General features: G+C 56.1%; 18 protein-coding genes and 1 riboswitch. Of the genes, 16 read left to right on the forward strand and 2 right to left on the reverse strand.

Annotated elements, in window-relative coordinates; translation table 11 throughout:
- Positions 1–21 precede the first annotated feature (21 nt).
- The 8 genes from M6D81_RS02365 to M6D81_RS02400 all read left to right on the forward strand — a co-directional run bounded on the left by M6D81_RS02365 (position 22) and on the right by M6D81_RS02400 (position 9,088).
- Positions 22–2,091: a bifunctional aldolase/short-chain dehydrogenase gene (locus M6D81_RS02365; RefSeq protein ID WP_262675198.1), complete on the forward strand. Its 2,070-nt coding sequence runs from the start codon at positions 22–24 to the stop codon at positions 2,089–2,091.
- A gap of 16 nt (positions 2,092–2,107) precedes the next feature.
- The gene (locus M6D81_RS02370; RefSeq protein ID WP_262675199.1) at positions 2,108–2,482 is read left to right on the forward strand and encodes a sensory rhodopsin transducer; all 375 of its coding nucleotides are present in this window, start codon (positions 2,108–2,110) and stop codon (positions 2,480–2,482) included.
- A gap of 33 nt (positions 2,483–2,515) precedes the next feature.
- Positions 2,516–3,736, forward strand: a complete 1,221-nt coding sequence (gene rhaI, locus M6D81_RS02375; protein WP_262675371.1) for an L-rhamnose isomerase — start codon at positions 2,516–2,518, stop codon at positions 3,734–3,736.
- Positions 3,733–5,205: a rhamnulokinase gene (locus M6D81_RS02380; RefSeq protein WP_262675200.1), complete on the forward strand. Its 1,473-nt coding sequence runs from the start codon at positions 3,733–3,735 to the stop codon at positions 5,203–5,205. Before rhaI ends, M6D81_RS02380 begins: the two co-directional genes overlap by 4 nt.
- Positions 5,206–5,326: 121 nt before the next feature.
- Positions 5,327–6,085, forward strand: a complete 759-nt coding sequence (locus M6D81_RS02385) for a DeoR/GlpR family DNA-binding transcription regulator (protein ID WP_262675201.1) — start codon at positions 5,327–5,329, stop codon at positions 6,083–6,085.
- A 39-nt stretch (positions 6,086–6,124) separates the two neighbouring features.
- Positions 6,125–6,853 carry a (Fe-S)-binding protein gene (locus tag M6D81_RS02390; RefSeq protein WP_262675202.1) on the forward strand — a complete coding sequence of 243 codons (729 nt, stop codon included), beginning with the start codon at positions 6,125–6,127 and terminating at the stop codon, positions 6,851–6,853.
- Positions 6,850–8,370: a LutB/LldF family L-lactate oxidation iron-sulfur protein gene (locus M6D81_RS02395; RefSeq protein ID WP_262675203.1), complete on the forward strand. Its 1,521-nt coding sequence runs from the start codon at positions 6,850–6,852 to the stop codon at positions 8,368–8,370. The genes M6D81_RS02390 and M6D81_RS02395 overlap by 4 nt, the downstream gene beginning before the upstream one ends.
- A complete protein-coding gene (locus M6D81_RS02400) occupies positions 8,363–9,088 on the forward strand; it encodes a LutC/YkgG family protein (protein ID WP_262675204.1) in 726 nt (241 codons plus the stop codon). Before M6D81_RS02395 ends, M6D81_RS02400 begins: the two co-directional genes overlap by 8 nt.
- A gap of 952 nt (positions 9,089–10,040) precedes the next feature.
- On the opposite strand, the gene M6D81_RS02405 is transcribed toward M6D81_RS02400, so the two are convergent.
- Positions 10,041–10,970, reverse strand: a complete 930-nt coding sequence (locus tag M6D81_RS02405; RefSeq protein ID WP_262675205.1) for a hypothetical protein — start codon at positions 10,968–10,970, stop codon at positions 10,041–10,043.
- Positions 10,971–11,206: 236 nt separating this feature from the next.
- Here M6D81_RS02405 and M6D81_RS02410 point away from each other — a divergent pair, with 236 nt between their 5' ends.
- From M6D81_RS02410 to M6D81_RS02445, 8 genes are all read left to right on the forward strand, one after another.
- Positions 11,207–11,746 (forward strand): hypothetical protein, encoded by a 540-nt coding sequence (locus tag M6D81_RS02410; protein ID WP_262675206.1) that lies wholly within the window; start codon positions 11,207–11,209, stop codon positions 11,744–11,746.
- A 126-nt stretch (positions 11,747–11,872) separates the two neighbouring features.
- Positions 11,873–11,916: riboswitch (PreQ1 riboswitch) on the forward strand.
- Positions 11,917–12,070: 154 nt separating this feature from the next.
- Positions 12,071–12,745 carry a 7-cyano-7-deazaguanine synthase QueC gene (gene queC / locus M6D81_RS02415; protein ID WP_262675207.1) on the forward strand — a complete coding sequence of 225 codons (675 nt, stop codon included), beginning with the start codon at positions 12,071–12,073 and terminating at the stop codon, positions 12,743–12,745.
- Positions 12,745–13,185, forward strand: coding sequence for a 6-carboxytetrahydropterin synthase QueD (queD, locus tag M6D81_RS02420; protein WP_262675372.1), 441 nt, complete (start codon positions 12,745–12,747; stop codon positions 13,183–13,185). The genes queC and queD overlap by 1 nt, the downstream gene beginning before the upstream one ends.
- Positions 13,182–13,913 (forward strand): 7-carboxy-7-deazaguanine synthase QueE, encoded by a 732-nt coding sequence (gene queE, locus M6D81_RS02425; RefSeq protein ID WP_262675208.1) that lies wholly within the window; start codon positions 13,182–13,184, stop codon positions 13,911–13,913. Before queD ends, queE begins: the two co-directional genes overlap by 4 nt.
- A gap of 30 nt (positions 13,914–13,943) precedes the next feature.
- Positions 13,944–14,441 (forward strand): preQ(1) synthase, encoded by a 498-nt coding sequence (gene queF, locus M6D81_RS02430; protein ID WP_262675209.1) that lies wholly within the window; start codon positions 13,944–13,946, stop codon positions 14,439–14,441.
- Between the two features lie 28 nt (positions 14,442–14,469).
- Positions 14,470–15,027, forward strand: a complete 558-nt coding sequence (locus M6D81_RS02435; RefSeq protein WP_262675210.1) for an SLOG family protein — start codon at positions 14,470–14,472, stop codon at positions 15,025–15,027.
- A gap of 143 nt (positions 15,028–15,170) precedes the next feature.
- Entirely contained in the window at positions 15,171–16,520 is a 1,350-nt protein-coding gene (locus M6D81_RS02440) for a hypothetical protein (protein ID WP_262675211.1), read from the forward strand.
- 391 nt (positions 16,521–16,911) lie between these two features.
- Positions 16,912–18,462, forward strand: coding sequence for a sensor domain-containing diguanylate cyclase (locus M6D81_RS02445; RefSeq protein WP_262675212.1), 1,551 nt, complete (start codon positions 16,912–16,914; stop codon positions 18,460–18,462).
- A gap of 55 nt (positions 18,463–18,517) precedes the next feature.
- Here M6D81_RS02445 and M6D81_RS02450 read toward each other — a convergent pair whose 3' ends face one another.
- Complete coding sequence (locus M6D81_RS02450) at positions 18,518–19,084, reverse strand: dihydrofolate reductase family protein (RefSeq protein ID WP_262675213.1); 567 nt, start codon at positions 19,082–19,084, stop codon at positions 18,518–18,520.
- Positions 19,085–19,158: the final 74 nt, after the last annotated feature.

A 19,158-nucleotide genomic window follows, 5' to 3' on the forward strand; every position in this document is an offset into this window, starting at 1 on the left:
AAACTTAATCGGAGGTTTCATATGGTACAGTCATTATGGAATGCATCAAAAGCGGCACAATTGCAGGGTGGATTGGACGAGCTCGTCTACCGCTCCAACATTATCGGCGAGGATCGCCGCGTATGCAACTTCGGAGGCGGCAATACGTCCAGCAAAACGATTGTGAAGGATTTCCGCGGACGTGAAGTCGAAGTCATGTATGTAAAAGGCAGCGGTTCCGATCTGGCTACGATGAAAGCGGGCAACTTTACGGGCTTGCGCATGGAAGACATCCGCCCGCTGTTCGAGCGGTCGGAGATGACGGACGAGGATATGGTCGCTTACCTGGCCAATTGCATGATCGACGCCAAGCATCCCCGCGCTTCCATCGAGACGCTGCTGCATGCGTTCCTGCCGTTCAAGCATGTGGACCATACGCATCCTGACGCTATTATCAGCTTGTGCTGCGCGGACAACGGACGCCAGCTCGCAGAGGAGATCTTCGGCAACCGCTTCGTATGGGTGCCTTACGTGCGTCCCGGCTTCACCTTGTCCAAGATGATTGCCGAAGGCGTGCTCGCGAACCCGAACGCGGAGCTCGTGCTGATGGAGAAGCACGGTCTGGTCACTTGGGGCGACACTTCGGAAGCGTGCTACGCCCAGACGATCAAGATTATTAATGAAGCGGAAGCTTACATCGAGGCGCGTGTGGACGAAGCGAAGCTGTTCGGCGGTGTGAAGCATGAGGCGCTTCCGGCAGAGGTCCGCAGAGCGATCGCTGCGGAGGTTATGCCGACTGTGCGCGGTGCGGTCAGCAACGAGAAGCTGATGATTCTCTCCTACGACGACGGGGACGATGTGATGGCATTCGTCGGCGGCAAGGATTCCGCAGTGCTGTCCCAGGTCGGCGCGGCGTGCCCGGATCATCTCGTTCATACGAAGGTCGTGCCGTTGTTCGTGGATTGGACGCCGAATGCGGATGACGTCGAAGGCTTGAAGGAGAAGCTGGCTGCAAGCATCGCGGATTACAAGGAGCAATATAAGCAATATTTCGAACGGAACAAGCATGATGGCGATAAAATGTTCGAAGCTGCTCCGCGCGTCATTCTGATCCCTGGAGTGGGCATGATCAATACAGGCAAGAGCTGGGCGATGTCTCAGGTGAGCGGAGCGCTTTACCATCGCGCGATTGCGGTAATGCGCGGCGCGACTGCGCTGGGCAGCTTTGTTTCTTTGAGCGAGAACGAATCCTACAATGTGGAATACTGGCCGCTTGAGCTGTACAAGCTGACGCTGGCTCCCGCAGAAGCGGAATTTTCCCGCAAGGTGGCGTTCATTACTGGCGGCGCCGGCGGCATCGGCAGCGAGACGGCGCGCCGCTTAGTATCCGAAGGCGCTCATGTTGTGCTGGCGGATCTGAACCTGGAGGGCGCGCAGAAGGTAGCGGTCGAGATTAACGAGAAGTACGGCGACAATCGCGCTGTAGCTGTGAAGATGGACGTGACAAGCGAGGAGCAGGTACAGGCTGCCTACGCAGAAGCGGCGCTTGCCTACGGCGGCGTTGATATTATTGTCAACAACGCCGGTCTGGCGACTTCCAGCCCATTCGACGAGACTTCCCTCAAGGAATGGAATTTGAACATGAATGTGCTGGGAACGGGCTACTTCCTCGTTGCCCGCGAGGCGTTCAAGATGATGAAGACGCAGAGCGCCGGCGGCAGCATGGTGTTCATCGGCTCCAAGAACTCCATCTATGCAGGCAAGAACGCTACCGCATACAGTGCGGCGAAGGCGTTGGAAGCCCATCTGGCTCGCTGCATCGCTGCCGAGGGCGGCGAATACGGCATTCGCGTCAATACGATTCTGCCGGATGCGATTCTGCAGGGCTCCGCGATCTGGAACGGCAACTGGCGCAACGAGCGCGCTGCCGCTTACGGCATCGAGCCGGATCAGCTGGAGGAATATTACCGCAAGCGCACGACGTTGCTTGTCAATATCTATCCGCGCGATATTGCCGAAGGCGTTGCCTTCTTCGCTTCTTCCAAGGCGGAGAAAACAACGGGCTGCATGCTGACGATCGACGGCGGCGTGCCTGCGGCGTTCACGCGTTAAGCGGGGAGGACGGCATATGTTCCAGGCAAGAGGAGAGAAGCATTGGGTCATTCCCGACGGTTATATTCCTCCGACCAGCTCGGGCGAGCTGATCAGTCATGAGTCGATCTGCGTGCTGAACTGCTCATCGGAGGAAGCGCTAATCAGATGCACGATATTTTTCGAGGATCGCGAGCCGATGGAGGATATTGTCGTAGTGGTGCCCGGCAGGCGCACGAAGCATATCCGCACCAGCTCGCTGCAGAAGGATGGAGCGCCGATTCCGGTCGGCGTTCCCTACGCGATTGAAGTTCGCAGCGACATACCCGTCATTGTTCAATACAGCCGGCTGGATGCTACTCAGCCGGAGAACGCATTAATGTCAACGATAGCCTATCCGTTGAAGGGATAGCATTATATATAGGAGAGGGTGCTTGCTATGTCTATATCTGATCGCGCATATGCGCTGTTCGAGGAACAGCAGGGAGCAAGAGGCATCGATGTGAATGAAGTGAAGGCGCAGCTGAAGCAGCTGCGCATCGAGACGCCGTCATGGGGATACGGCGATTCCGGCACAAGATTTAAAGTGTTCAAGAAGGAAGGGGTGCCGCGCGATCCGTTCGAGAAATTCCAGGATGCCGCGCAGGTGCATAAACTGACGGGGCTGGCGCCTTCCGTCGCCATTCATATTCCTTGGGACAAAGTGGAGGATTACGGCAAGCTGAGAAGCCATGCGGAGAGTCTGGGGCTGTCGATCGGCGCGGTCAATCCGAACCTGTTCCAGGAGGACGAGTATATGCTGGGCAGCGTGACGAACGCGGATGCCACCGTACGCCGCAAGGCAACGGACCATCTGCTGGAATGCGTCGACATCGCCAAGGAGACGGGGTCGCGCGACTTGAGCCTGTGGTTCGCCGACGGCACCAACTATCCGGGGCAGGGCAATATCCGCAAGCGCAAGGGCTGGATGCAGGACGCGCTGACGGAGATGTACAAGGCGATGACGCCGGAGATGCGGATGCTGATCGAGTACAAGTGCTTCGAGCCGGCCTTCTATCATACAGATCTGGCGGACTGGGGCATGGCCTACAACATGGCGCTCAAGCTGGGGCCGCAGGCCGAGGTGCTCGTCGATACGGGCCATCATCTGCCGGGTGCCAACATCGAGCATATCGTCGCTTATCTGATTGACGAGAAGCGGCTGGGCGGCTTCCACTTCAACAGCCGCAAATATGCCGATGACGATCTCATTGTCGGAACTGTGAATCCCTATGAGCTGTTCCTTATCTTCTATCAGATTCTGAACGCCGCGGGTGAAGCGGATAGCGGAATTCGCCATTGCGTCAGCAACATCGCTTACATGATCGACCAGTCCCACAATATCGAGTTGAAAATACCGGCGATGCTTCGTTCCGTCCTGAACGTGCAGACCCAATACGCGAAGGCGCTGCTCGTCAATCAGGCGGAAGTGGAGGAAGCGTCCGCCCGCGGCGACGTACTTGGTGCGGAGCATGCCGTTCGCAGCGCATTCGAGTTCGACGTCACGCCGCTGCTGCATGTCATCCGCGAGGAGCAAGGCTTGCCGACTGATCCTATGAAAGCTTATCTGGAGAGCAGCTACGGCAGCGATATTCTGGCAAGGGGCAAAGGCGGTGCTAGCTGGTGACCTATGTGCTGGCTTTCGATCTCGGCGCAAGCAGCGGCAGAGCGATGCTCGGCCGCATCGAGAACGGCAGAATCCAGCTGGAGGAGCTGCACCGGTTCTCGAACGATCCCGTAGCGATCGGCAATCGCCTGCATTGGGATATGCTGCGTCTGCTGCAGGAGTTGAAGCAGAGCTTGCTTAAGGCGAAGCATCGCGGCATCGCGATCAGCAGCATCGGAATTGACTCCTGGGGCGTCGATTTCGGATTGATCGGAGACAACGGCGAATTGCTGGGCAATCCTTATCATTACCGCGATGCCCATACGAACGGCGTCTACGAGGAAGTGGTGGAAGAGCTGACGTATGACGAGATATTCCGCCGGACCGGCATTCAATTCATGTCGATCAATACGCTGTATCATCTGGCCGCGATGAAGCGGGCGAATTCCCCCCTGCTGAAGGAAGCGAAGCACTTCCTGATGATTCCGGCGCTGCTTCGCTACTTCCTGACGGGCAAGATGCACAATGAGTTCTCGCTGGCGACGACGACGCAGATGTTCAATCCCGTCTCGAACGACTGGGACGGGACGCTGCTTGAAGGCATCGGCGTAGACCGTTCCATCATGGGGACGGTTGTGGCGCCCGGCACAGGGGTCGGCGAGCTGCGAGAGTCGATCTGCACGGAGCTTGGCGTTCCCGCCGTTCCCGTCTATGCCGTGGCGGAGCATGATACGGGATCGGCGGTTGCCGCCGTTCCCGCGCTCGCGCCGTCCTTCGCTTACCTGAGCTGCGGCACCTGGTCGCTGATCGGAACCGAAGTGGGGAACCCCGTCCTGACGGAGCGGGCCCAGCAGTTGAACTTCACGAACGAAGGCGGCGTATACGGCACTTACCGCTTGCTGAAGAACATTATGGGCTTATGGCTGCTGCAGGAGTGCAGACGCGCGTGGGAACGCGAAGGCGCCTCCTATACGTTCCCGGAGCTGGTGAAGCTGGCCGACGAAGCGAAGCCGTTCGCCTTCTTCATGGACTGCGATGACGATCTGTTCCTGCAGCCCGGCCATATGCCGGAAGCGATCGACGCCTATTGCGCCAGAACGGGCCAGCAGGTTCCGGATAATCCGGGGGCGTATGTGCGCGGCATTCTGGAAAATCTGGCGTTCAAATACAGGTATGCGCTGGAGCAGACGGAGGAGCTGGCTGGCGCCGTCTTCGAAGGGCTGCACATGGTCGGCGGAGGTATTCAGAATACGCTGTTGTGCCAGTGGACGGCGAATGCGATCGGCAAGCCGGTATGGGCGGGACCCGTCGAGGGAAGCGCGATCGGCAATATGCTGGTACAATGGATAGCAAGCGGCAAGCTTACCGACATCTGGGAAGCGAGGAAGCTTGTCCGGGAATCCTTCCCGATCGAGCTCTATGAGCCGCAGGATGCGGCGGCCTGGCGTAATGCCTATGAGACATTCGTCATGACGACGAAGCTGGCGTGACGGCTGTCGCGCGGGCGGATCAATCCAACTGTTCGACTGTAAAGTGTCGCGATTGCATATGAAAGCGGACAACGGGATGTTATGATAGACGAGTGATTACTTGCGGGAAAGAGGTAAGGGTATGCTGGTAGCAGAACGTTATGACAAAATAGTGGAGCTTGTCAATGAGAGAGGCAGCATCCGCGTAACGGAGCTAAGCGAGCTGTGTCAGGTGACGGAGGAGACGATTCGCCGCGATCTGGACCGGCTGGAGCAGGCGGGACGGCTGCGCCGCACGCACGGCGGAGCCGTCAGCGTCCGCGACCAGCAGCCGGAGACCCCTTACTTCGAAAGGGAAGTTGCCCATGCGGACGAGAAGCGGCGGATCGCAGAGGAAGCGGTGGAGCTGATCTCGCCGAAGGAACGCATCTTGCTCGACGCCAGCACGACCGCATGGTATATGGCGGCGCGAATGCCGGATATTCCGCTTACTGTGCTGACCAATTCCATCAAGGTGGCGCTGGAGCTGGCGGGCAAGGAGCGGATCGAGGTTATCTCTACGGGCGGCATATTGGCATCGCGCAGCTTGTCTTATGTCGGTCCGCTGGCGGAGCGCTCGCTTGACGCCTACCATGTCGATAAGGCTTTTCTGTCGTGCAAAGGGGTGCATCTGGAGCGGGGAATAAGCGAATCCAATGAGCTGCAAGCGCGCATTAAAGGCCAGATGGTAGGGATGGCAGACGAAATCGTGCTGCTTGCGGACTCCAGCAAGTTCGGCGTTCAGGCGTTCACGCATGTTGCCGGGCTTGGCGACATTCACCGCATCGTAACCGACAGCGGCCTGGCTTCGGACGTGCGCGGCGAGCTGTTGGAGCGGGGGATTTCGGTTACGGTCGTATAGGATACCGGTTGGAGGAACGTGCACAAGGGGGTGCAACATATGAAAGTGTCTTTATTTATTACTTGTTTGAGCGATGCCATCTTTCCCCGGGTAGGGGAAGCGATGGCAAGGCTGCTGGCGGAATACGGCGTTACGCTTCACTTTCCCCGTCTGCAGACATGCTGCGGGCAGCCGGCTTACAACAGCGGCTACTGGAAGGAAGCGCGGGAATCCGCCAAGACGATTCTGGATGCCTTCGAGGATAGCGACTTCGTCATCTCGCCGTCTGGCTCTTGCACAGGCATGATTCACCATTACGACAAGCTGTTCGAGCACGAGCCCGCTATGCTGGAGCGAGCGCGCAAGCTGAAGGGCAAAGCTTACGAGTTCACGCAGTTTCTCGTTCAAGTGCTCGGCGTCACGGATGTAGGCGCACAATTTCCTCATACTGTGACCTATCATCCATCCTGCCATGGCACCCGCATATTGGGCGTCAAGGACGAACCCTTGCAGCTGATGGAGAAGGTTCGGGGACTTACGCTTGTGCCCCTTCCGTTCGCAGAGGACTGCTGCGGCTTCGGTGGCACCTTCGCCGTCAAGATGGCGGATATATCCGGTGCTATGGTGACGGAGAAGGCCGATCATGTGCTGGAGACGGAGGCTGAGGTGCTCGTCGGCCTGGATATGGCCTGCCTCATGAATATTGCGGGCAATCTGCATTATCGCGGCAAGCCGGTGCGGGTGATGCATCTTGCGGAGCTGCTGTACGAAGGAGTGAAGGGAGCATGAGCGGAGGGAAAGCGACGGGCGCAAGCGTGAAGGCGAGAGCCGAGGTGGCGCTGAACGACGAATTTCTGCGCAAGGCGGTCCGCTTCACGACCGAACGGCTGCGCGGCGGCAAGAAGCGCGCTTCGGAGGAGCACGGCAACTGGGAGGAATGGCGCGAGCGCGGACGGCAGATCCGTCTGCACACGATCGCCCACTTGGATTATTACTTGAACTTATTCGTAGACAATGCGCGGGCGAACGGCGTGCACGTTCACTTCGCGGAGACGGCGGAAGAAGCCGTCAAGCTGACGCTGGACATCGCGGAGCATGCCAAGGCGCGGTCGGTAGTCAAGTCGAAGTCCATGGTGACGGAGGAGCTTCATCTGAACCATGCACTGGAATCGATCGGCGTCGAAGCGGTGGAGACCGATCTCGGGGAATACATTATCCAGTTGGCCGGCGAGATGCCTTCGCATATCGTCATCCCGGCCATTCATAAGAACCGCTATCAGATTGCGGAGCTGCTGTCGAAGGAGGCGGGTTATACGCTGCCGCCGGACACGACCGCGCTTGCAGGATTCGTGCGGAAGCGGTTGCGCGAGAAGTTCCTGGAGGCGGACATCGGCATGACCGGCTGCAACTTCGCGATCGCCGAGACCGGCTCCATGGTGCTGTTCGAGAATGAAGGCAATGCGCGAATGGTCAGCACGGTGCCGAAGACGCAAGTTACGCTAATGGGCATGGAGCGCATTATCCCGTCATGGGAGGATCTCGAAGTGATGGCGACACTGCTGCCTCGCTCGGCGACGGGCCAGAAGCTGACGATGTACATGTCCGGCATTACCGGCCCTCGCCGCGAGAGTGACGGCGACGGCCCTGAAGAGATGCACATCATTATCGTGGACAACGGCCGTTCCCTGCAGCTTGGCGATCCGGAATTCCAGGAGCTGCTGAACTGCATCCGGTGCGGCGCATGCCTGAACGCATGTCCCGTCTACCGTCATATCGGCGGACATGCTTACGGCAGTACTTACAGCGGGCCGATCGGTGCGGTACTCACACCGTCGCTGAAGCAGAACGTGGCAGAATGGGACGATATCGCCAACGCCTCCAGCCTGTGCGGAGCGTGCTATGAAGCTTGCCCGGTCAAAATCCCGCTGCACGATATGCTCGTGTACTTGCGCCGCCGCAAGGTGGAGGGCGGGCACGGCAACAAGCTGGAGTCGCTCGGCATGGGCGGATTCGCCACCGTCATGGGCAGCGCCAAGCGGCTTGGCGGCATTATGCGTCTGGGCAAGCTGGGACAGAAGCTTGTCGTTCGCGACGGCTATATCAGGACGAAGCTGGGACCGCTGAAGGGCTGGAACAAATACCGGATAACGCCAAGCTTGCCCAGTCAGTCGTTCCGCGATCGGTGGGATACGCTGGAAGGGGAGCTGAAGAGCTCGCTTAGAGAGATGGACCCTGCCATTCGCGAGCGAATGGCTGCGCGAGCGCAGCAGGGGAAGTCCGGGCAAGGAGGGAACGGCCATGACTGAGACGCATGCGGAGTGGCTGAAGCAGCTTGAAGCGCAGTCCCGGGAGAAGCAGCAGCGGTTCATGAGCCGCATAGCCGGCAGGCTGGGGCATCCTCAGCTGAAGGAGAGGCCTCAGCATCCTTATCGCGGTGCGCCGGACTTCTGGCGGCAGAAGGAGTGGACGGCGGAGGAGAAGATCGAACAGTTCACGAGCAACTTCCTGTCCGTCGGCGGTCATGTGGAGCGCGTACAGGGCATGGAGGAGGCGTCGGCGTTCATCGCGGGCAAAGCGCGGGAGATGAGCGCCAAGTACATTGTCCGCCAGGACGAAGCGGAGCTGACTGCGCTCTCTCTGGAGCAGGAGCTTCCGGAAGCAGACGTTGCGGTATGGAACAGCGACGCAGAGGACAATTGGAAGGCGCGTGCGGCGGGAGCCGACTTTGGCATCGTGATGGCCGACCATGCGGTGGCGTATACCGGCTCCGTCGTCGTGGAGTCCGCCAAGGAGAAGGGGCGTTCGGTAAGCCTTCTTCCGACCGTGCTGTTCATCATCATCCCCGCCCTGCGGCTGAAGACCAGACTTGGCGAAGTGCTGACAGGGTTCGATGAGAGAGGGCGCGCCGGTCTGCCGGCCGGCATTCACTTCATCTCCGGCCCGAGCCGTTCCTCGGATATCGAGAACGACTTGACGATTGGCGTGCATGGGCCGGGCATCGTCTATGCTCTGCTCGTCGAATAGCGCCATCCGGAATACGATTGCTTGAATAAAAAGGAAAGGACCTCAGCATCCGCATGCAGTGCTTGCGGATGCTGAGGTCCTTTTTTGATGATATAGAGTTTATACCATTCGAGTTGAATACCTGAGTCTAGTGGATTGACTCATGCGAGTCGGACTAGTGTTGGAATCCTACACGAAATTGGCGAAAACCCGGGCGAGCGCGCCTGTAGTGTATGCAGCCAACACTAGAGTGGCGAAAACCCGGGCGAGCGCGCCTGTAGTGTATGCAGCCAACACTAGAGTGGCGAAAACCCGGGCGAGCGCGCCTGTAGTGTATGCAGCCAACACTAGAGTGGCGAAATCTCGAGCGAGCGCGCCTACAGTGTATGCAGCCAACACTAGAGTGGTGAAAACCCGAGTGAGCGAGCCTACAGTGTATGCAGCCAACACTAGAGTGGTGAAAACCCGAGTGAGCGAGCCTACAGTGTATGCAGCCAACACTAGAGTGGCGAAAACCCGGGCGAGCGCGCCTACAGTGTATGCAGCCAACACTAGAGTGGCGAAATCCCGAGCGAGCGCGCCTGTAGTGTATGCAGCCAACACTAGAGTGGCGAAAACCCGGGCGAGCGCGCCTGCAGTGTATGCAGCCAACACTAGAGTGGCGAAATCACATACAAGCGCGCTCCTCAGTGCAACCTACACCGGAGCGTCGTAAAGGAGCATACGAGCCGGAAAAGAGTTCACTGCTTCACTAGCTGGATTTATTGTCGTTAGATGCCGACTTTGTAATCAGCTCTTCGTTGCTAAATGGATTTCCTGCATTTATTTTCATCCATTCCTCATAATTGCCGTTCATTTATCAATATCAACTGGATGATTTCCATTTAGGTGGAATGAAATCTAAGTTTCCCTAAGGAATTAGGACATCAAATCCATCTATTCAGCAACAATCGAGAGAGGGCTCCGTCCACCTCTAAGGAATCGTCTTCAGATAAGTCTCGATGAATTCCAGTGCCTTCTCGGGGTTGTTCGCATTGGCCCGAACGGCGACAATGAGGTCTGCATACAGCATGTTCAGATCGTCCGCCAGCTGCGACTCCTTCAAGTCTACACCGTAAATCTGCGCTGCCGCGTCACCTTCCGCCTGGAGCTTCATCGCGGTATCGTCCGTCAATTGCTCTGCAAGCTGCGGAGTATCCCCCAAGTTCAGGAATACGTTCTGGCCGCCGATCCAATTGAACATGAACTTGTCGACAATGTAAATGTCGGGATGCTCCGACATGAGCGTCACGATCGCCTTCTGCAGATGAGCGTACTGACTGGCTTCATCCTGCGGCACGAATACGAGCGAATGCTCGATCCGCTTCCATTCCGGGAAGCTCTTCAGCAGCGACTGGCCGAGTCTGTCGTTGTAATACTCGTCCCGCTCCGGTCCGGTCTGCTCCTTCGTATCGGGCTCCATGAACGTGCCCATCATGCTTATCGTCAGATCGACCGGCGGCAGGCTGGCGAGAAACTTCTCGTGCTCCCGCTTGTCGATGTAGCTGTTAATGCCGTAAATGATAAGCGCAATAAGGATAATGGCGCCGATGGTGTGGAATCTGTAGTAACGCCAGAAGTGGTCCATCTTCTGGGCTTGTCCCGAGAAGCGCTTGTACTTGCCGTACTCCTTCTCGTTGAACGCGTCCGTCACCTTCCGGTCCTCATAGGCCAGAATGAGACGATAGGCTTCCGTGATGGTCTTGAAGTCGGTTTCTTGCTGCTGGTATTTCCCGGTGACGCTTTCATTTCTTTGTTCTTTGGTGCGCGACCGCTCCCTCTTCAACAAAGTTGTGTATCGCTTCTCCACTTCTTCCTTGGATGAGCCCTCATCCAGTCCCAATATTGCGTAGGCTTTCTTCAAGTCTTCCACCTTGTTCTCGTCACCTCGATTATGATAGGAAAATTGCCGTAATCACACTTTCTTTTTCTCACTCTCTAGTATACGAAAAAACTAGAATGCAAAGCAAACCTATTCAGCCGCGGCGCACTATAGAGGCGGTATCCGAGCTGTGATACAATAAACGGCAGGCAGCATCGGGAATCGGGTTTCTATGGCCGGACGCGTATGCAGCCGAAAATCGATAGCGAGGTGCGGTTATGTTTCACCCGACAGTATTTGACAATTTGAAGGTGGCGTTCGAGAACGAGCTGTACGATCTGGACAATCTGGATGGACGCATTCTCATTACCGGACGCAAGGATATATGGGATATGGCGGTCATGGACCGCGAATTCTCCGTAAGCTTTCGGCTGACCGGGACGGAATGGCCGACTGCCGAGCTTAAGCTTGCCGCGCCTCTTAAGGAGCTGGCAGCCGAAATACTGGAGCAAGAGGGAGCCGTTCCGGCTTGCGGGCTGCATGTGCTGTTCCATATGGACATCGCCGAAGCGGAAGCGGAGCGCTCTTGCGCAGCCATTGAAGCTTGCTTGTGCAGCATCTGGCAGCCGGAGAACAAGCCGGTGCAGACGGTCAGCAGCGTGTATGGCGCCGATCCTGCGGCGTTGCTTCGGAATACGGCGGAGCTCTCGTTCTCGCGCCGCATTAACGAGGAGCAGATGGAGGATATTCCGGAACTGGTCGCTCACATTCTGGCTACATTAGAGGGACTTCGCTCGGAGCCGTCGCTTCAGCCGTAGCGGACACTCAGCTGCGAACCCGCACGCCAATTTCCAGTTTTCAAATGCGGCAGGCTGTGCTATAGTACGGAGGAACAATTGAAGATGAAATTCCGGCCCAATCTGCGTGGCAGATGGTGGAAGCGGCCGGGAGAGGTTCGCGAACTCCCTCTATAAAAAACTAAAACAAAGCGATTGCCCTTTTTTTGCATGGCGGCATATCGCTGGTTTTTTTGCGTTCGGCGCGTCGCGGCCCCATGCGGGCTGCGCGCGCCGTTCCCTATTTTCGGAGTAAACTTCAAAGCGCGGAGCTTCGTCTTCTCATCTGCGAGAGGAGGAAACAATATGAAAAAGGAAAAAGCGGTCGTCGTGTTCAGCGGCGGTCAAGACAGCACGACCTGCCTGTTCTGGGCGATGGAGCGGTTCGTCGAGGTCGAGGCGGTTACGTTCAACTACGGCCAGCGGCATAAGCTGGAGCTGGAATGCGCAGCGGACATCGCGCGCGACTTGGGCATCCGTCATCATGTGCTGGATATGTCCCTGCTGAACCAACTGGCGCCCAATGCGCTGACACGCGATGATATAGCGATCAAGGAGAAGGAGGGGGAGCTTCCTTCCACCTTCGTGGACGGCCGGAATTTGCTGTTCCTCAGCTTTGCGGCCGTGCTGGCCAAAGGGATCGGCGCCCGGCATATCGTGACCGGCGTATGCGAAACGGACTTTAGCGGTTACCCGGACTGTCGCGATGTGTTCATCAAGTCGCTGAACGTCACCCTGAACTTGTCAATGGATTATTCGTTCGTCATCGATACGCCGCTTATGTGGCTGAATAAGGCGGAGACGTGGAAGCTCGCCGATGAGCTTGGCGCGTTCGACTTCGTCCGGGAGCGGACGCTGACCTGCTATAACGGCGTGAAGGCGGACGGCTGCGGGGAATGCCCGGCTTGCCGCCTGCGGAGCAATGGCCTTCGGGAGTACTTGGCGGAACGCACGTCAATTCAATCCGGGGAGGGGCAATGATGCTGCAGCAAATATATCCGGCCGTCGCCCATTCCTACAGCTATGAGCTGAACAAGGACTTTCAGTTCGCCGCCGCCCACTACGTGCCCTCTGAGCAAGCGGGCAAATGCCGGCGAGTGCACGGGCATACGTATTATGCCAATGTGACGGTCGCCGGCGATGAGCTGGACGACAGCGGGTTCCTGGTGAACTTCGCTATCATCAAGGAGTTGATCCACAACCGGTTCGATCATACCCTGCTGAACGAGGATGACAGCTTCGATGACGGACAGCCGGACCGGTTCCCCACTACGGAAGTGGTGGCGCGAACCATCTGCGAGCTTGTGCAGCAGTATTTGGACGGCACGGCCAATCGGCCGAAGTGCCTGCAGGTGTTCCTGCGGGAGACACCGACCAGCTATTGCCTGTATCGCCCCAAGCGGGAAGGCGGACAATCATGAGCGCAGCCGACCGCTTCCCCGTCCTGGAGGTGTTCGGTCCGACGGTGCAAGGAGAAGGGATGGTCGTCGGCCGCAAGACGATGTTCATCCGCACAGCCGGCTGCGATTACAGCTGCTCCTGGTGCGATTCCGCATTCACGTGGGACGGCAGTGCCAGAGATGAGATCCGGATGCTTACGGCGGCGGAGATCTTGGAGGAGCTGCGCCGGATTGGCGGCGACTCCTTCGATCATGTGACGATATCCGGCGGCAATCCCGCCTTGCTGAAGGGGCTGGGAGGGCTCGTGGAGCTGCTGCACGCCGAAGGCGTGACGGTCGCGCTGGAGACGCAGGGCAGCCGCTGGCAGCCGTGGCTCGCCGCGATCGACGATATGACGCTGTCACCGAAGCCGCCGAGCTCCGGCATGGGAACGGACTGGGACGTCCTCGATCATATCGTCGCCCGCTTGTCCGCGGCTGGCAGCCGGTTCTGCCTGAAGGTCGTCGTCTTCGATGAGGAAGACTTGTTCTACGCGAGGGAGGTGCACGAGCGCTATCCCGGCGTGCCGTTCTACTTGCAGGCGGGCAATGACAACCTGACGGAAGAAGAGCCGGCGGCGATGCTGCCTTATCTGGTTCAGAGATACGAATGGCTCATTGACGCGGCGATGGGGGACAACAGGCTTCGCAAGGTGCATGTGCTGCCGCAGCTGCATACTTGGGTATGGGGCAACAAGAAGGGTGTATAAGCTACAATAACGGCGAAAGGAAGTTATGTAATGGAAGGCAGAAGCAAAGAAGAGCTCGGCGGCATTACGCTGCTGGGCAATCAGGGAACGCAATATCCGTTCAATTACGCGCCCGAGGTGCTGGAGTCGTTCGAGAACAAGCATCCGGGACGCGATTACTTCGTGAAATTCAATTGTCCGGAATTCACCAGTCTATGTCCGATAACGGGGCAGCCGGATTTCGCCACGATTTATATTTCTTATATTCCGGACATCCATATGGTGGAAAGCAAGTCGCTCAAGCTGTACTTGTTCAGCTTCCGCAATCATGGCGACTTCCATGAGGACTGCATGAACATTATTATGAACGATCTGATTGAGCTGATGAATCCACGATATATCGAAGTATGGGGCAAATTCACGCCGCGCGGCGGCATTTCGATCGATCCTTACTGCAACTGGGGCCGTCCCGGCACCAAATACGAGAAGATGGCGGAGCACAGACTCATGAACCACGATATGTATCCCGAGAAAGTGGACAATCGCTAAATCGCTAATATAAAGGCGTGTGTTGCGTATGAAGAACTTGCTTGTAACGGGCTATCGGGCCCATGAGCTGAACATATTCAGCCAGAAGCACAAGGGCATCCGTTATATTCAGAAGGCGATCATCAACAAGCTCATTCCGTTAATCGAAGACGGATTGGAGTGGGTCATTACACCTGGGCAATACGGCGTTGACCTGTGGGCGTGTGAAGCGGTCATCGCGCTGAAGCGCAGGTATCCCCACCTGAAGCTGTCTATCTTGTCCGCTTATAAGGAACCGGAGCAGAACTGGAAGGAGGACAAGCAGGACTATTTCCGCAAAGTGCTGGCGGGCGTCGATTATTATGCGCCTGTCAGCAACCGCCCCTATGAGGGCGTCTGGCAGCTGTCGGCGCGAGATGAGCTTCTGCTGCGCCGAACCGACGGCATTCTGCTTGTATACGACGAGGATGCCGGCGAGGGCAGTCCGCGTTATATGAAGGAGAAGGCGCTGAAGAAAGCGGAGCGGGACGGCTATGTTTTCATTTCCATTCATTCGGAGGATATCCAAAGTATTGCCGACGAAGAAGCGCTTCGTGAACATGAATAGTTGCTTGCTGGGAAAGCTTCCATAATTATCATTGACATATCGCTTGAGAGACTGCTATACTGCTGTGAATTATACTTTATTCCGATAAAACGCAGTAATTTAGTTGGAATTAAAGTCATCCATTCTCTCAAGGAGGTCATTGCATGTCTACGATCAAGTCCGTGAACAGCAAGTGGGTAGTGGCGCTTCTTGCCGCTGTCGCGCTTCTGTTCGCACAATCCACGCTCTATGCGGCCCCGGCATCCCAGCAAGCGGAACCGGCTGCCGCAGAATACGAGCTGTTTCTGAAGGAGAAGTACGAGGTTAGCTTGCCGGAGCAAGCGACCAAGGGAGATTTCATCGAAGCGGTAGCTGAATTGCTGGGTGCCGAGGCAACCGGAGACGAAGCCGCGTTCACCGATCTGGCAGCCGACGAGCCGTTGTATGCGGCTGCAGCCGCCCTGTACGAGCAGGGGATTCTGAAGGGGCCTTCCATTAAAGGCGACCAGCCTCTGACGAACGCCGTCGCGGTGTCCATCGCCGTCCGCGCCGCCGATCTGGAGGAGCTGGCTTATACGTATCCTCAAGCGAAGGTGGAAGCCGCTCTGAAGTCGCTTCCTCTGGCAAGCGGATTCGCCAAGGGCCACGTTGCCCAAGAGCTGGCAGCCGCTGTCGATACCGGTCTGATTCCGGCTGCTTACCATGAATCGTTCCAGCCTGGAGCTGCGGCAAGCGAAGAGCTGGCGAACACGCTGCTTGGCAAGGTGCTGGAGACGAAAGGGCAGTACAAGCAATACTTGGGCTACCTGAGCGATGCAGACATCATCTCCAAGCTGAACCATGCGTATGCAAGCTCCGACATTATCGACGAGCCGAAGCTGCAGAAGCTGGTGAACACAGCGCTTGAGCAGGAGCTGATTACTGGCTACAACCTGAAGGATTCCCGCTTCGAGGCGAACTTCATCGATTCCCTGTCGCTTACATATGGCCATTCCGATCTGACGCATGCTATCCAGCTGATCGGCCTGCTGCGCAGCGAAGGCCTTGACGCGAAGCTTCAGTTCGAGCCGAAGACATCCGCATTCGTGTTCCATCCGGATTGGGGCGACCCTGGCGAGAATGCCGTCCTGATCGAAAATGGCAATTATATCGTTTATTCCAAAGAATACGATCTGGAGTTCGAATTCCGTAACGCTCAGGACAAAGAGAAGTTCGAGACGGTCATTATGGCCTACGCCAAAAAGGATGAAGCGGACGAGCAAGGTCTGATCGCGGGCTCCTGGTGGCAGCCGCTCTACTTCTCCGACACGGAGTTGGACAGCTACAAGCTGATTACGAACAATCTGATCACCAGCCCGGACAGTCATTACGAAGTTCATCCGTTCTCTCTGAACGAGAATTCCGAGAAGGTCGTGGAAGGCTTCAAGGCGATCGATCCGGAAGTGAACGTGACACCTTATCAATTCTGGGTTGACGTTCCGTTCTTCAACTACCTGAACGGCGGCTCCACATAGGTTTTGAATGCTGAGGGACTGTCCCATACGTAGTTTTCTGCGAAGGAACAGCTTCTGGCAAGTGTGACAGGATGGCAGTTATGATAAAAGCGCAGGTTCTTGGGTTGTATTCACCCCTGAACTTGCGCTTTTTGCTTTATGGTCGACCACTTGAGCAAATTGTTGGCAAGTGAAAGCCGCCCGACTTCCAGGCTTGTTCGGCAAGCCGCGAAAGCAAGGGAGTTTGCTTTGCATGCTGTAATGGTTGCTATAGAGCCTATCAGTCAAATTTCCCCTTTGAAGTTGTTGGAACGGTCTGTGCAAGGCGGATAGGCAGCTTCTGCATGATTGTGATATAATGTGCCTCGAAATGGATGTCAACGGGTTGATTGCAACTAGAGAAGGTGGACTGATGAATATATCACATTCATTCGCTGGAAAGCTGAAGCTTCGCACATTTCTGCTGCTGCTCGTAACGGGCGCCGTGCTGCTTACTGCGGTATCGGGCAGTTACTTCGCTTGGCAAAGCAATCAGGCTGCCCTTGTCGATCGTTACCTGCAAGGGAACGAGCAATATGCCCGCAAGCAGGCATCCAATCTGAACGATATATTGCAAGTTATGCTGGAAACGGTGCAGACCCTTTCGGAATGGATCTCCGATAGCGGAATGCCCTCAGAGTCGCGATTGCATGAGTGGCTGAGTCTTAATCGCCATTACTTTAATGCTGTATTTATTGTGGATGAGAGCTCGCAAGTCGTCGGCGCAAGTCCCAGTAACTTCAGATACACGATAGGCAAGCAAGCTCCTCACAACATTGCGGCTACCATGCAGATCAGACGGGCGCCATTCGTGACCACCCCTTTCACTGCGCTTCGTGACCATTACTTGCTGGTGCTGACAGCTCCAATCATGAAGCGTGACGGAAGCTATGCGGGTTATGCGGCCGGAGCGATTCTTCTGGATGAGAACAACGCGCTCTGTCGTCTGCTTACGGAGCACTTCTACGACAACGGCTCATACCTTTATGTTGCCGACCGCTTCGGCAGGCTGGCGATTCATCCCGACAAGGACCGGTTAAGGGAGTTCGTCTCCTACAATGAAGTCGTGCAGCAGGGAATAAGGGGAGGCAGCGGCTCCCAGAAGGTGAAGAATGGCGATGGGGAGCTGTATTTGGCTGGATATGCTTACGAGCCGCTAAGCGGTCTCGTGATCGTATCGCAGACGCCGGCTTCCGTATTGAAGGCGCCTGCGGAGAAGCTGCTGCGCCATATGCTGTATTATATGCTGCCCGTCTTCTTCCTCATCTGGCTGACGGCCTTGCTCGCTTCGCTTGCGATATCCAGACCGCTGCACAAGATGGCGCGCTTCACGCAAGGTCATACCGGGGGAGTGCCGCATTCCGGCGAGCTGCCGCCTGCTGATTCCCGTATCGCCGAGCTGTGGCAGCTGCAGTCCAGCCTGAACCGCCAGCTGAAGCTGTGGAGCGATGAGGTGCAGCGTGACGGGCTTACCGGCCTTGCCAACCGCAAAACATTCGATGCGATGATCCGGCAATGGCTGGATAATCATATCCCCTTCTCCCTCATATTGATGGATGTAGACCACTTCAAGGGAATTAACGATACGTTCGGCCATCTTGTCGGCGATCAAGTGCTGCAGCAGCTGGCCTCGCAGCTTCGTTCCGTCACAAGGGAAGGCGATCTCTGCTTCCGCTACGGCGGCGAGGAGTTCGGCATACTCGTCCGTTACGCGAAGGAGCAGGAGGCGGTCGCCGTCGCGGAGCGGCTGAGGAAGAAGGTGTCTGGGGCGACCAGTCCTTCCGGCCGTCCTGTCAGCTTGTCGCTTGGCGTAGCTACCTGCCGACTGGAGGACAAGACGGCGGACGCCGTCATTGATCGGGCGGACAAGGCGTTGTACCGATCCAAGGAGAACGGAAGGAACCAGACCAACTTATCGCCCTAGGACGGGACCGGAGATTTTCCATTGTATCAATAGGGCTGTTCCTGTAGGAAACTACTTAAGGGACAGCCCTTCTCTGTGGAGAAAAGTATGTTAGTTGTACAACGCCTGAGGAGAACATTCTTGTATTCACCATTTTTAAATGCAAGCTCTGTTTTATATCCACAAACAGCGGTTTCCCTTCTCCCAAAACAACAGGGTGAACAGATAATCTATATTCATCAACAAGTCCTAAATTGATAAAAGTTGTAATAAGACTTGCTCCGCCATATAGCCATATGTCTTTACCAGGCTTATTCTTTAATTTATTTACTTCTTCAAGAATACTATCATTTATGAATATTGCTTTATTATCAGTCCCCTTTTGCGTCCTGGAAAACACATATTTCTCTTTACTATGAACCAATTCCCAAAATTCTTTTTCAGAATCCGTATGTTCAATTTCCGGAGTAAATTGTCCCCATAAATCATAGCTTTTTCTTCCATATAAAATGGTATCAATTTGATTTAAAAAATGATTAAACCCCATCTCAGAGTCCATAATGCACCAATCAACTTCACCATTTTTCCCTTCAATAAAACCATCTAAAGTGACCGCTAAATCTAAAATTATTCTTCGTTTCATGATTTGTTGCTCCTTTCGTTAATCTACCGCCCATTATAGACCTCAAATACGTCACCTCATGTCATATTAGTCCA

It is taken from the genome of Paenibacillus sp. J5C2022 (assembly GCF_025567625.1).
GTDB lineage: Bacteria > Bacillota > Bacilli > Paenibacillales > Paenibacillaceae > Pristimantibacillus.

Coding starts and splice junctions, on each gene's coding strand:
- M6D81_RS02365 (WP_262675198.1), top strand. CDS start 22: ATGGTACAGTCATTATGGAATGCATCAAAAGCGGCACAATTGCAGGGT.
- M6D81_RS02370 (WP_262675199.1), top strand. CDS start 2,108: ATGTTCCAGGCAAGAGGAGAGAAGCATTGGGTCATTCCCGACGGTTAT.
- M6D81_RS02385 (WP_262675201.1), top strand. CDS start 5,327: ATGCTGGTAGCAGAACGTTATGACAAAATAGTGGAGCTTGTCAATGAG.
- M6D81_RS02390 (WP_262675202.1), top strand. CDS start 6,125: ATGAAAGTGTCTTTATTTATTACTTGTTTGAGCGATGCCATCTTTCCC.
- M6D81_RS02395 (WP_262675203.1), top strand. CDS start 6,850: ATGAGCGGAGGGAAAGCGACGGGCGCAAGCGTGAAGGCGAGAGCCGAG.
- M6D81_RS02400 (WP_262675204.1), top strand. CDS start 8,363: ATGACTGAGACGCATGCGGAGTGGCTGAAGCAGCTTGAAGCGCAGTCC.
- M6D81_RS02410 (WP_262675206.1), top strand. CDS start 11,207: ATGTTTCACCCGACAGTATTTGACAATTTGAAGGTGGCGTTCGAGAAC.
- queC (WP_262675207.1), top strand. CDS start 12,071: ATGAAAAAGGAAAAAGCGGTCGTCGTGTTCAGCGGCGGTCAAGACAGC.
- queD (WP_262675372.1), top strand. CDS start 12,745: ATGCTGCAGCAAATATATCCGGCCGTCGCCCATTCCTACAGCTATGAG.
- queE (WP_262675208.1), top strand. CDS start 13,182: ATGAGCGCAGCCGACCGCTTCCCCGTCCTGGAGGTGTTCGGTCCGACG.
- queF (WP_262675209.1), top strand. CDS start 13,944: ATGGAAGGCAGAAGCAAAGAAGAGCTCGGCGGCATTACGCTGCTGGGC.
- M6D81_RS02435 (WP_262675210.1), top strand. CDS start 14,470: ATGAAGAACTTGCTTGTAACGGGCTATCGGGCCCATGAGCTGAACATA.
- M6D81_RS02440 (WP_262675211.1), top strand. CDS start 15,171: ATGTCTACGATCAAGTCCGTGAACAGCAAGTGGGTAGTGGCGCTTCTT.
- M6D81_RS02445 (WP_262675212.1), top strand. CDS start 16,912: ATGAATATATCACATTCATTCGCTGGAAAGCTGAAGCTTCGCACATTT.
- M6D81_RS02450 (WP_262675213.1), bottom strand. CDS start 19,084: ATGAAACGAAGAATAATTTTAGATTTAGCGGTCACTTTAGATGGTTTT.